Genomic DNA, 13642 nt, shown 5'->3' with positions numbered 1-13642 from the left:
TATGAAAAAGTATATAATTATCATTTTCTGCATTACTTCTGCTATTTGTTCATCCTGTGATGGCATGTTAAGTAATATAGAATCTTATTTAGATGCTGGAGAAACAATTTATGTAGGCAAAGTCGACTCCTTGACTACTTCTTCCGGTAAGAATAGAATTTTAATAGAAGGTCTTTACATGTATGGAGTTACCCAAAAAAAATGTATTATCAAGTGGCAATCTATGGATGGAGAAGATAAATCTTTAGAATTAGATGTTGAACGCAAAGAAGCCGTAGACAAATTTGAAGTAATGATTAGTGAACTGGATGAAGGGCAATATGAATTTTCAATAACAACACTCGATGCGAAGGAAAATTCTTCTATTGAATCTACCATTGATGGATATGTATACGGAGAGCTCTATGAAAGTAATCTCACCAATAGGAAAATAAACCAGCTAAGAATTGAGGAAAAACAGGTCATCATTTCATGGAGGCCTGCCAATAATGCATTAAAATGTGAAATGTATTATACAAATACTGCTGGAGATGAAAAAATGATCGAAATACCAATAGCCGAAACAGAAACTCGCATAGAAGACTGCGATTTATCAAAAGTTCTACGCTGGAGAACTGTTTATCTACCAGAAGAAACAGCTATTGATTATTTCTATTCAGAATTTACAGAACAAATAATATCAGAATAAGATATTCTCAAAATAATAGGGGCTGGCCAAGAAGCATAAAATCGCATTATAAAATACAGATATTAATGGAAACAAATATCTTTGGTCAGTTCCTAATTTCTAAGAAAAGAATATTATACTTAAAACGAAGCCTGCATTATGCCAAATAAAAAAGGCTGTAACCAGAATGTATCATATTTGTTACCGATTCTTAAATTTGCCGCAAAACGTATGAAACGTTATGTCTCTACTTTTGCGGCAAATTAATCAACGAATGACAACAGGTATGAAACACATTGTTAAGGTATTCACGCTCTTATTCTTATTTGCAACAGTCGGCAGTGCAGCAAAAGCCGACGAGAAAGTAAACGTAGTGAAACAGGGCACCGTGCGCGGCCGCATCATAGATGCCACGAAGCAAACCCTCCCGGGTGCCTCCGTTTACATCGAAAAGCTGCATGCCGGAGTGACGAGCGACGTCAACGGCTTCTACACCTTCCCCAACCTCGAACCGGGGACATATACCGTAAAAGTTAGTTATGTGGGCTACTCACCCGTAGAGCTGAAAATAACCATTCCCGAAGGACGCACTTTGGAGAAAGACGTAGTGATGAACGAAGGAGTGGAACTACAGGAAGTTGTGGTAGGCGGTGCTTTCCAGGGACAACGCCGCGCCGTCAATTCGCAGAAGAACAGCCTCGGCATCAAGAATGTAGTGTCTGCCGACCAGGTAGGCAAGTTTCCCGACTCCAACATAGGTGATGCACTGAAACGCATCTCGGGTATCAACGTACAGTACGACCAGGGTGAAGCCCGCTTCGGACAAGTACGCGGAACCTCTGCCGACATGAGTTCCGTCACTATCAACGGCAACCGCGTCCCTTCTGCCGAAGGCGATACGCGCAACGTGCAACTGGACCTTATCCCGGCAGATATGATACAGACCATCGAAGTGAACAAGGTAGTCACCCCGGATATGGATGCCGATGCCATCGGCGGTTCCATCAATCTGATTACAAAGAACTCTCCTTATAAACGCTTCATCAGCGCCACCGCCGGAACAGGTTACAACTGGATTAGCGACAAGGCGCAACTAAACCTGGGTTTCACCTATGGCGACCGCTTCTTCAACGACAAACTGGGACTTATTCTTTCCGCTTCCTATCAGAACTCCCCTTCCGGCTCGGATGACATCGAATTTGTATGGGACAAGGACGTAGAAACCGGAGAACTCTGCATCACCGACTATCAGGTGCGCCAATACTACGTCACCCGCGAACGTCAGAGTTACTCCGCCGCACTGGACTGGGACATCAACGAGAACCACAAACTGACTTTCAAAGGTATCTTCAACAACCGCAACGACTGGGAAAACCGTTACCGCCTCAACGTGAAAGGTATCAACCTGGAAGAAGACGACAATGGCAACGAATATTGCTCCATCAACAACAAAGGCGCTGTACGCGTGCAGACCAAAGGCGGCACACCCGACAACCGCAATGCCCGTCTGGAACGTCAGCGCACGATGGACTTCACTCTTGGCGGCGAGCACCTCTTTGGCAAACTGGACGCGAAGTGGAGCGTCAACTATGCCAAAGCCAGCGAAGAACGTCCCAACGAACGCTACATCGACTATCAACTGAAGAAACAGAAGTTCAATATGGATTTGAGCGATGAACGCAAGCCTTTGCTTACCCCGCAGGAAGGTTCGGCTATGTATCTGAACGACGATTTCAGTCTGAAAGAAGTGACGGAGCAGCAGGAAGATATTCAAGAGAAGGATTTCAAGTTCAAGCTCGATTTCAGCTTGCCGCTCACCAAAGGAAAGTTCGGCAATCATCTGCGCTTCGGAACTAAAGTGGTGCATAAGACTAAAGATAAAGAGATTGACTTCTACGAATACACCCCGCTGGATGAAGACGGTTTCGACAAAGCCAGTCTGGCGGCTGCCGTAGACCAGAACCGGGACGGATACATGCCGGGCAAGCAATATAAAGCCGGTAGTTTCATAAGCAAGGAGTATCTGGGAGAACTTGACTTGAACAATGCAAGTCTGTTTGAGAAGAACCAGGTGCAGGAAGAACTTGCCACCAACTTCAACGCCAAGGAAACCGTTGCGGCAGGTTATCTGCGTTTCGACCAAAAGCTGGGTGAGAAGTGGGACTTGATGCTGGGCCTGCGTCTGGAGAATACACATGTGAAATATTCGGGTAGCCAGTATGATGCGGACGAAGACAAGACCACCCGCACAGCCTACGAGTCGGACAGTTATCTGAATGTGCTTCCTTCCGTTCTTGTGAAGTATGATGTAAATGATGATTTCAAGGTGCGCGCCTCGTTCACCAATACAATTGCCCGCCCCAAGTACTCCGCCCTGGCACCGAACATTACAATTAAGCGCAGCGACAACTCCATCTCTTTGGGTAACCCGGGATTGAAACCGACCATGTCTTATAACTTAGACCTGAGCGGTGAGTATTACTTCAAGAGCATCGGTCTTGTCAGTGCCGGCGTCTTCTACAAGAAAATCAATGATTTCATCGTAGACCAGACTATGCGCAACTACAATTACAACGGAACCACGTATACCAAGTTCAGCCAGCCGCGCAACTCGGGCAACGCCGACCTGCTGGGTGTGGAAGTAGCCTATCAGCGCGACTTCAGTTTCATAGCCCCGGCCTTGAAGTGCATCGGTTTCTACGGAACATACACATACTCTTACTCCCGCGTGGATAACTTCAACTTTGAGGGACGCGAGAATGAAAGCGGTCTGCGCCTGCCGGGTTCTCCGGAGCACACGGCTAATGCTTCGCTCTTCTTCGAGAAATCCGGCGTGAGCCTCCGCCTTTCTTACAACTATGCATCGGCATTTATCGACGAAATGGGAGCGGAGAAGTTCTACGACCGCTATTACGATGCAGTGAATTATATGGATGCCAACGCCAGCTATACCTTCGGAAAAAAACTGAAAACAACGTTCTATGCCGAAGCTACCAATTTGCTGAACCAGCCCTTACGCTACTATCAGGGAACAAAGGAGCGGACGATGCAAAGCGAACATTACGGAGTGAAAGTAAATGCAGGTGTGAAAATCAACTTCTAACAATCAAATCAATATAATAATGAAAAAAGTATTCTTTCTCCTTTTAATTGCCCTCCTCAGCAACTGGGCAACCGCACAGATAACGGATTATTCCATCTTCGACAAGAAATTCAACTTCTACGTCGCCAACGACCTCGGCCGCAATGGCTACTACGACCAGAAGCCCATAGCCGAACTGATGGGAACCATGGCCGAAGAAGTCGGTCCCGAATTCGTAGTCGCCACCGGAGACATCCACCATTTTGAAGGCGTACGCAGCGTGAACGACCCTCTATGGATGACCAACTACGAACTTATCTACTCCCACCCGGAACTAATGATAGACTGGTTTCCCGTACTTGGCAACCACGAATACCGCGGCAACACGCAAGCCGTAATGGACTACACCAACGTCAGTCGTCGCTGGACCATGCCCGCCCGCTACTATACCAAAGTATTTGAAGACGACGGCATCACCCTCCGCATCGTCTGGGTGGACACCGCCCCCATGATGGACAAATACCGCAACGACTCCACCACCTATCCCGACGCCTGCAAGCAGGACTTACAGCAACAACTTGCCTGGATAGACTCCGTACTGACCGCCGCAAAAGAAGACTGGGTCATCGTTGCCGGACACCACCCCATCTACGCTGAAACTCCGAAGGACAACAGCGAACGCCGGGATATGCAAGCCCGCCTCGACCCGATACTCCGCAAGCATAAAGTAGATATGTACGTCTGCGGACATATCCACAACTTCCAGCACATCCGCAAGGCGGGAAGCAATATTGATTACATCGTCAACTCCTCCGGCTCCCTTTCCCGCAAAGTGAAACCCACGAAAGGAACAGTGTTTTGCAGTCCGGAACCGGGTTTCTCCATCGTTTCGGCGGACAAGAAGGAACTGACATTGCGGATGATTGACAAGAAAGGGAATGTGCTACATACCGTGACACGCACCTCACGGTAATTCCTTTTTAACTTTCCGAGGCAAAATACACAGTGAAGAGAAGAAAGTATATCGCTAAAAATAATACCTTTGCATAGTTCAAACATTAAAATGCTATGAAGAAGATATATCTCTTCCTGTTATTCGGTCTGCTGCTTGCGGCCTGTGCAAAAGATGACGACAAACAACCCATCTTAGTAACCGACATCGTGATGCCTGCCGCAGGCACCGTATTCAACCCCGGAGATAAAGTAACCATCAAAGCGCAAGGCTTCCAGACTGACGACGATGTCATGTTCGAAATCTATTGGCCGCTTCCCGACGAGCCTGTACTCAACTATCAGGGCTATGCCCGTGGCGTATTGCCCGTCATGTTGGAGCAGACTGCCACAAGCATCACCTTCCTGGCACCCGGACACTATCCCGCTTCAACTACCAAAATACTTCTACGCCGCGCCGGCGACATAATGACGCTTGGCGAAATCGCAGTCTCCAACGGCCAGGCACCCGAAGAGTTCCAACTCTACGGCATCACCAACTCCCATTCCGACACGGGTCATGATAACTGCATCGAGCACGTAAACCTCACAGATGGCAGCCCTAAGAACATCGTGAAACTGGCAGAAGACCAAAAAGACTTCTCCTGCGTAGTGAACGCCCCCGAAAGCCAACGTCTCTGCGGAATACAAACGAAGGACGGAGTCCGCAAGGTATACTGTTACGACCTCTCCATGCGCTACTGGAAGGATATGGGACTTGAAAACATATTGACCCTTTGCAACAATACCGATGGCTCCATAATAGCCGTGAGACAGATATCTTCCAATGAAGTGATGCTGGCATCCGTCGCACCCTGGATTTACACCCGGGAGCCGAACCTGAGTCACCGCTACGAACTACCCGCAGGCATAAAGCCCGAAGCCTTGACACGCTATCCCGGCATACAGAGCAGTGCCAGCCAGCTATTACTCTCGGCCGATAACGGCAATAACAGCTTTACGCCCGTCGTACTGAATTTGCAAAGTAGCAAAGTACATGTCGGCGAGCAGATACAGGCCACCGCACTCATTCCCTTCTGGACAATAACCGATAAAAAAGATAACGGAACCACCAAGTACGTGCGCACCGGAGGATATGCCATAGTGAAAACCGATGGTCAGACCGAACTGCGCCTGTGGGACCAGGCTACAATGACCCTGAAAGAGCCTTTTGCCACATTCCCCAACCCGGCACGTTCCATAACCATGCTCGCTGAAGATACAGAGACACTGAAGCTCTACGTATTGTTCGACACTTACCGGGGCGGCAGACTGATTTATGCATACGATTTAGTAAGTAAAGACTGGCAATCAGTTCCCGGCATCGGCTATTCCTATTCGGAGATTGTGATGGCACGATAAAGCAAGAAGAGACATCCCTTCTTTACTGAAAAATGATGTCTCTATTGTCGGCTTTCTTCTTGATATGCCTTTCTGTTCGGCATTTGCAACCTTTGCCGGACAACTGAAGTATGGCATCTTGTTGATGCTTACGATTAGTGCTTTTTGATAGTATTTCCAAACCATTCATATATAAGAGTTTGCAGTTTCCTACCGGTAGGAAACTACCGTTCCCGCCCTGAGAAACGAGCGTTCCCATGAAGAGAAACTGTCGTTCCCACGAAGAGAAACGACAGTTCCCACAAAGAGAAACGACAGTTCCCACAAAGGGAAACGCCAGTTCCCACGAAGGGGAACGAGCGTTCCCATGGTAGGGAACGGGACGGGATATAGTGATTCATCTTGTCCGGAAGGCTACGCTATTTACTCAAAAGAGTGTAGTTATCTGCCCAAAAAGGTATAGTTTGGTGGGTTGAAAGGCTGTTTTCAGGTAAAATGAAAGGGGGAATCCGCCTTTGAGAGCTGTTTTATCTGCCATTCACAAGGTCTTTCTCTATTTTCCCATAGGAGCTGTTTGATACGAGTTACCCTCTTTACAAAACAATTTGATTGGTTTTATTAGCACAACACATACAAAGAAATCCATAACCAGGCCAATAGCTTTCTTTCCAAACAATCACGATATCGTTCCTTGCATTCTTTCCTATTATCATCGGGACGGTCGGCAGATTTTCAATTCAGACCGTTCGCCCGTCTTTCCGCATAAAAGCGATCAATGACAATAATATTCATAATAAAGCAATAAGATTAACCGACTTAAATGCATATTTATAGGACAATGATTTCATTTAAATACATTGCAACTACTCAGGCTACCTGCCATTGAAAGAGTACTTATAGTACCGAATTCGGTACAATTAAAAATAGAATCCCGTAAACTGAGATACCCGCCAAACAGATGTTTTATCGAATATACTCGATAAAAAGTCATTCCTATATGGAAGTGGTTGCTGGACGACGACACTATTTCTCCGTTCGATAAGAGAATTACTTCTTTCCCCGCAAATCATCTTTAGGTATCGTCGTCTCACTACCGTCGCGCGTAGCGATGTAGTGCGGCGACATAATCTCAATGCCCTCTTCATTGAAGCGGTCCTGAATATTCTGGTGCAGGTCGGAGTAAACCTGTGCCAACTGGTTGGCATCCTTTATATAAGCATTCACCTGATAAACCGGATAATAATCCTGTAGAGAAGTTTCTAATACAAACGGACGCGGATCGTCCACTACTCCGGGAGTGTTCAGCGCAGCCTCCACCAGCAACTGGTGCGTCTTCCGCCAAGGTATGTCATACCCTACACTGACTTCAGAATGGATAATCAACCCGTAATCGCGTGCCGACTGACTGAAATTCACTGTATGCGAAGACATGATGAAAGAGTTCGGGATAGTCACCACCTCATTCTTCGGCGTACGTATGCGGGTTACCAACGGAGTTTTCTCAATCACATTGCCCGTAGTGTCATTCAGTTTGATGCGGTCGCCCAACTTGAACGGACGCATATACGTAATCACCAATCCCGCTATGATATTACCGATAACCGTACTTGACCCCAGCGAAACAATCAATCCCACAAAGACCGATATTCCCTGAAAAACACCCGACTTGGAACCCGGCAGATAGGGATAAATCATCGCAATCATAAATGCATAAAGCAGGAAACGCACAATGTGGAACGTAGGCATGGCCCAATCGGCATAGAACCCTCCTATTTTCAGCCGCTCCGACTGTATTTCATTGGCAAGGTAACGCACCAGCCTCACCAGATATTTCACGGCAAGCCAGATGACAAAGATGGTAAACAGATTAGGAATATACTCCACTATGCCCAGAAAGATGCTCTTTATCGGGTCCCATATATATGAGAACAACTTGTAAGCAAGGTCTTTTGTCTGAGGAAATATGGAGAAAAGCAGCGGCACCGTCAGCACCAATTGAAGCAACATTACCGCATATCGCAACAGATTCGCCAGGAAAACAAGCAAATTCACCTGCTTCTGCGTATCCAGTAATTCATAATCCTGAATGGAAATCGGTTTCAGTTTGGTATCTTTCAGTCGCTGAATACGGACTTTCAGCTTATTGAACAGCCAAGTGGTGAGTCTAAACAAGAGATACTGACCTATAATGACGAGAACAAAATAGAGAATACGTTTGCCAAGCTGCCACAGACTATGCTCGTCTTTCATCACTTTGAGCTTATCCACTACCACCTTCCGCTTGGCAGCCGCCAGTTCGTCGCGCGTACAACCTTCCCAAAGCCCATCCTGGTCGGTGAACGAAGTCAACACTTTATTGCCATACATCAGGTCGGTGACAATGTCACTACGGTCTATATACACCGAGTCCGGTTGCAGATTAAACTGTTTACCCAGTTCCGTAATGGCTGCCGCATTCATCTCGGCACGTTGCTGGGGAGAATGTCCGCCCCGCTTGGCAAACAAATAATACAGCGTGTCGCCTTCCACCACTACAGGAACACCCGGGGTCATCCTCCGGAGTGAATCAATGCGCAGGCGTTGCTGTGCCAGCTTGAGGGAATCGGCTGCATCATACTTCAGCTTCATTTGCTCTATCTCCATCCTGAGATTAGCTTCATTCAGCCGTGCAACATCCAGCTCCTGCCGCATCCTCAACTTATATACAGAATCAGTATCTGCTTTGAGCGGCGCAACCGCTCCCAACGTATCTTCATTAAAAATATCCATTACCTTCTCTACCAACTGGGCAGATGCCCCACACACGGGCAGAAGCAACAGACAGATGCATAACGCGCTAATTCTTCTCATATATGAAAGTCCTTTAACAGGTTACTCTAGACCTTAAGTTTAATTAACGCGCCAAACATACGGAATGTTTTTCACTTTTCATAAAAAGGAATTAATTATATTTGCATCCAAATCAGTATTTTTATGGATATTCTCTTTCTTATCGGAGGTCTTCTCCTCATTCTTTTAGGAGCCAACGGTCTGACAGACGGAGCGGCGTCCATCGCCAAACGTTTCCGCATTCCGTCCATTGTCATCGGTCTTACCATCGTTGCTTTCGGAACTTCCGCTCCGGAACTGACGGTCAGCGTATCGTCCGCCCTGAAAGGAAGTGCGGACATCGCTATAGGAAACGTGGTGGGCAGCAATATATTCAATACACTGATGATTGTGGGCTGCACGGCGCTCTTCGCACCTATCGTTATTTCCAGGAACACGTTGCGAAAGGAGATTCCCCTCTGCATCCTCTCGTCCATCGTACTGCTGATTTGCGCCAATGATGTGCTGCTGGACCATAGTGCAGATAACGTACTCAGCACCACAGACGGACTGATATTGCTTTGCTTCTTCATTATCTTTCTCGGATATACCTTTGCCATTGCTTTTCAAGGAAAAAAAGAAGACGAAGAGGAAGAAGAAATCAAGCAGATGCCCATGTGGCGTTCTATACTATATATAATAGGTGGACTGGCGGCACTGATTGCCGGTGGTAGTTTCTTTGTGGATGGTGCCAGTGGCATTGCACGAAGTCTGGGAGTGAGTGAATCCGTCATCGGACTGACTCTCGTGGCAGGCGGTACGTCTCTGCCTGAGCTTGCCACCTCCATCGTGGCGGCCTTGAAGAAGAACCCGGAAATTGCCATCGGAAACGTAATCGGAAGTAACCTCTTCAACATATTCTTTGTGTTGGGATGCAGCGCCTCCATCACACCGTTGCATCTGACGGGTATCACCAATCTGGACCTGTTGGTATTGGTAGGTTCCAGCATCCTGTTATGGATATTCGGACTGTTCTTTGCTAAGCGGACTATCACGCGCATCGAAGGCAGCATACTGATACTTTGTTACATAGCTTATACAGTGGTACTTATTTACAATTAGTTTTTATCTCCGTCGCGTGGTATTTTAAAGATTATCATGTATCTTTGCCACTTCATTAGACATAAAATTATGGCAATAACAATCAAAAAAGTTTCCACGACTAAAGAATTGAAACGGTTCATCCGCTTCAATTACCGGCTATACAAAGGCAACCCTTACTCCGTTCCCGATCTTTACGACGATATGCTCAACACTTTCAGTAAGAAAAAGAATGCGGCATTTGAGTTCTGCGAAGCAGAGTATTTCTTAGCATACAAAGACAACCAAATAGTAGGACGCGTAGCTGCCATCATCAACCACAAAGCCAATCAAACCTGGGAAAAGAAGAATGTCCGCTTCGGCTGGATTGATTTTATTGACGACCCCGAAGTCTCCGATGCGCTGATTCGCACTGTGGAAGAATGGGGAAAAGAACGTGGGATGACCCATATACAAGGCCCACTGGGGTTCACAGACTTTGACGCAGAGGGCATGCTCATCGAAGGATACGACCAGCTCAGTACTATGGCAACCATCTACAACTATCCTTACTATCCGCAGCACATGGAGCGCATGGGCTTTGAAAAGGATGCCGACTGGGTGGAATTCAAAATCTACATTCCGGATGCCATACCGGAGAAACATAAACGCATCTCCGACCTTATCCAACGAAAATATAATCTCCGAATCAAGAAATATACTTCTTCAAAGAAAATCGCCCGCGAATACGGACAAGCCATCTTTGAGCTGATGAACGAAGCATATAAGCCTCTGTTCGGATACTCGGCCCTGTCACAGCGGCAGATTGACCAGTACGTGAAGATGTATCTGCCCATCATAGACCTGCGCATGGTGCCACTCATCATAGACGAAAACGACCAGTTGGTTGCCGTAGGGATTTCGATGCCATCCCTGTCCGAAGCTTTACAGAAAGCGCACGGGCGGTTATTACCTTTCGGATGGTATTATTTGCTGAAAGCCCTGTTCATGAAACGACGCGCCAAGATGTTGGACTTATTGCTCATTGCCGTGAAACCGGAGTACCAGAACAAAGGTGTTAACGCATTGTTATTTTCCGATTTAATTCCGGTTTATCAAAAATTAGGTTTTATATTTGCAGAGAGCAACCCTGAACTGGAGCTGAACGGCAAGGTACAAGCGCAATGGGAGTACTTCGAAACCGAACAGCATAAACGGCGCAGGGCGTTTATTAAAGAGATTAATCATTAGTGATTAACGGTTAGTGATTAGTAGTTAACTATCACGCCGCATGGCACTAATCACTAATCACCAATCACTAAACACTATATTAAACTTATGGAAGAAATCAACGGACTGATGCCCGAAGGTAATGTAGAATATACGGAAGACAACATTCGTCATCTTGACGACATGGAGCACATCCGTGTCCGTTCGGGCATGTATATCGGTCGTTTGGGCGACGGTACGCAGAACGACGACGGTATCTATGTATTGCTGAAAGAAGTAATGGACAACAGCATCGATGAATTCAAAATGGGTGCAGGTAAACGGATTGAGATAAACATTGAGGATAACCTTCGTGTTTGCGTGCGCGACTATGGTCGTGGCATTCCGCAAGGAAAGCTGATCGAAGCGGTGAGCAAACTCAATACCGGCGGTAAGTACGACAGCAAGGCTTTCAAGAAGAGCGTCGGACTGAACGGTGTGGGTATCAAAGCCGTGAACGCACTTAGCAGCCGTTTTGAAGTACGTAGCTATCGCGAAGGTAAAGTCCGTATCGCCATTTTCGAAAAAGGCAATCTCCAAAGCGATGTGACGGAAAGCTCCAATGAAGAAAGTGGAACTTACATCTTCTTTGAACCGGACAACACATTATTCCTCAACTATTCCTTCCAGGCTAATTTCGTGGAAATGTTACTGCGTAATTATACGTACCTCAACACAGGACTTTCCATCATCTACAACGGTCAGCGCATCATTTCGCGCCACGGTCTGGAAGATTTGCTGAACGACAACATGACTGCGCAGGGGTTGTACAACATTATCCATCTGAAAGGAGAAGATATTGAAATAGCCTTTACGCATACCAACCAATACGGCGAAGAATATTATTCCTTCGTCAACGGCCAGCATACCACACAGGGTGGAACGCACCAGAGTGCTCTCAAAGAGCACATCGCCCGCACCATCAAGGAGTTCTACAACAAGAACCAAGAGTATGCCGACATCCGCAACGGTATCGTTGCCGCCATCGCCATCAATGTAGAAGAACCTCAGTTCGAGGGGCAGACGAAGACCAAGCTCGGTTCACCCTCCATGTCTCCCGGCGGTGTAAGTGTGAATAAATATGTAGGTGATTTCATCAAGACGGAAGTGGACAACTATCTCCACAAGAACCCGTTGGTTTCGGAAGTCATGCTGCAAAAGATACAAGACTCCGAGAAGGAGCGCAAAGCCATTGCCGGCGTAACCAAACTGGCGCGCGAACGTGCCAAGAAAGCCAACCTACACAACCGCAAGTTGCGCGACTGCCGCTATCACCTCAACGACGGCAAAGGAAAGGATCAGGAAGCAGAATCCTGCATCTTCATCACCGAGGGTGACTCCGCCAGTGGTTCCATCACCAAAAGCCGTGATGTGAATACGCAAGCTGTGTTCAGTCTTCGCGGTAAACCGTTGAACTCATTCGGCCTGACCAAAAAGGTGGTATATGAAAACGAAGAATTCAACCTGCTGCAAGCTGCCCTGAACATTGAGGACGGCATTGAAGGATTGCGTTACAACAAGGTAATTGCCGCCACCGATGCCGATGTAGACGGTATGCATATCCGACTGCTGCTCATCACATTCTTCCTGCAATTCTTCCCGGATTTGATTAAGAAAGGGCATGTATATATATTACAAACCCCGCTGTTCCGCGTGCGTAATAAGAAAAAGACCACTTATTGCTATACGGAAGAAGAACGGCAGAAGGCGATTGAGGAGCTGGGACCGAATCCTGAAATCACCCGCTTTAAAGGTTTGGGAGAAATTTCACCCGATGAATTCAAGCACTTTATCGGCAAAGATATGCGTCTGGAGCAGGTTACCCTGCGCAAGACGGACCTTGTGAAAGAGTTATTGGAATTCTACATGGGTAAGAATACCATGGAACGGCAAAACTTTATTATCAATAATCTGGTTATAGAAGAAGACTTGGCATCATGAGAAGAGCAATCTTTCCGGGAACATTCGACCCTTTCACTATCGGGCACTCCTCGGTAGTGGCCCGCGCGCTGACCTTTATGGATGAAATCATCATTGGAATTGGTATCAACGAAAACAAGAACACCTATTTCCCCATCGAAAAACGCGTGGAAATGATACAGGGGTTCTACCGGAACGAGCCACGCATCAAAGTATATTCTTATGATTGCCTGACAATTGATTTTGCCCAGCAGGTGGATGCTCAATTCATCATCCGCGGCATCCGCACTGTGAAAGATTTCGAATACGAAGAAACTATTGCAGACATCAACCGTAAACTGGCAGGCATCGAAACCATCCTGCTCTTTACCGAGCCCGAACTGACGTGTATCAGCTCGACCACCGTCCGCGAGCTGTTGCAGTTTGGCAAGGACATCAGCCAGTTTATTCCCAAAGGGATGGAGATTTAGTGATAAGTAACAAAG

9 protein-coding genes are annotated in these 13642 nt (G+C 46.8%); 8 read left to right on the top strand and 1 reads right to left on the bottom strand.

The genetic code is table 11. The features are described from left to right. The first annotated feature begins 1 nt into the window (after position 1). The 4 genes from HMPREF9447_RS12945 (at position 2) to HMPREF9447_RS12930 (ending at position 6101) form a co-directional block, all read left to right on the top strand. A complete protein-coding gene (locus tag HMPREF9447_RS12945) occupies positions 2 to 688 on the top strand; it encodes a DUF4998 domain-containing protein (protein WP_009130194.1) in 687 nt (228 codons plus the stop codon). Positions 689 to 953: 265 nt separating this feature from the next. Further along, positions 954 to 3770: a TonB-dependent receptor gene (locus HMPREF9447_RS12940; protein ID WP_044138178.1), complete on the top strand. Its 2817-nt coding sequence runs from the start codon at positions 954 to 956 to the stop codon at positions 3768 to 3770. 19 nt (positions 3771 to 3789) lie between these two features. Next, on the top strand, positions 3790 to 4722 hold the full coding sequence (locus HMPREF9447_RS12935) for a metallophosphoesterase (RefSeq protein WP_009130191.1): 933 nt from the start codon (positions 3790 to 3792) through the stop codon (positions 4720 to 4722). A 95-nt stretch (positions 4723 to 4817) separates the two neighbouring features. Then, positions 4818 to 6101, top strand: coding sequence for a WD40-like domain containing protein (locus HMPREF9447_RS12930; protein WP_009130190.1), 1284 nt, complete (start codon positions 4818 to 4820; stop codon positions 6099 to 6101). 1026 nt (positions 6102 to 7127) lie between these two features. Here the strand turns inward: HMPREF9447_RS12930 and HMPREF9447_RS12925 are convergent. Next, positions 7128 to 8930: a mechanosensitive ion channel family protein gene (locus HMPREF9447_RS12925; protein ID WP_009130189.1), complete on the bottom strand. Its 1803-nt coding sequence runs from the start codon at positions 8928 to 8930 to the stop codon at positions 7128 to 7130. 123 nt (positions 8931 to 9053) lie between these two features. Between HMPREF9447_RS12925 and HMPREF9447_RS12920 the strand changes: the two genes are divergently transcribed. The 4 genes from HMPREF9447_RS12920 (at position 9054) to coaD (ending at position 13627) form a co-directional block, all read left to right on the top strand. Further along, positions 9054 to 10010: a calcium/sodium antiporter gene (locus HMPREF9447_RS12920; protein ID WP_009130188.1), complete on the top strand. Its 957-nt coding sequence runs from the start codon at positions 9054 to 9056 to the stop codon at positions 10008 to 10010. 69 nt (positions 10011 to 10079) lie between these two features. Then, entirely contained in the window at positions 10080 to 11219 is a 1140-nt protein-coding gene (locus HMPREF9447_RS12915) for a hypothetical protein (RefSeq protein ID WP_009130187.1), read from the top strand. A gap of 87 nt (positions 11220 to 11306) precedes the next feature. Continuing rightward, entirely contained in the window at positions 11307 to 13178 is a 1872-nt protein-coding gene (locus tag HMPREF9447_RS12910) for a DNA topoisomerase IV subunit B (protein ID WP_009130186.1), read from the top strand. Next, positions 13175 to 13627 (top strand): pantetheine-phosphate adenylyltransferase, encoded by a 453-nt coding sequence (coaD, locus tag HMPREF9447_RS12905; RefSeq protein WP_009130185.1) that lies wholly within the window; start codon positions 13175 to 13177, stop codon positions 13625 to 13627. The genes HMPREF9447_RS12910 and coaD overlap by 4 nt, the downstream gene beginning before the upstream one ends. The last annotated feature ends 15 nt before the right edge of the window (positions 13628 to 13642 follow it).

Origin of the sequence: Bacteroides oleiciplenus YIT 12058 (genome assembly GCF_000315485.1) — a bacterium.
Classification (GTDB): Bacteria; Bacteroidota; Bacteroidia; order Bacteroidales; family Bacteroidaceae; genus Bacteroides; species Bacteroides oleiciplenus.
This window is presented reverse-complemented; position numbering and strand designations above follow the sequence as displayed.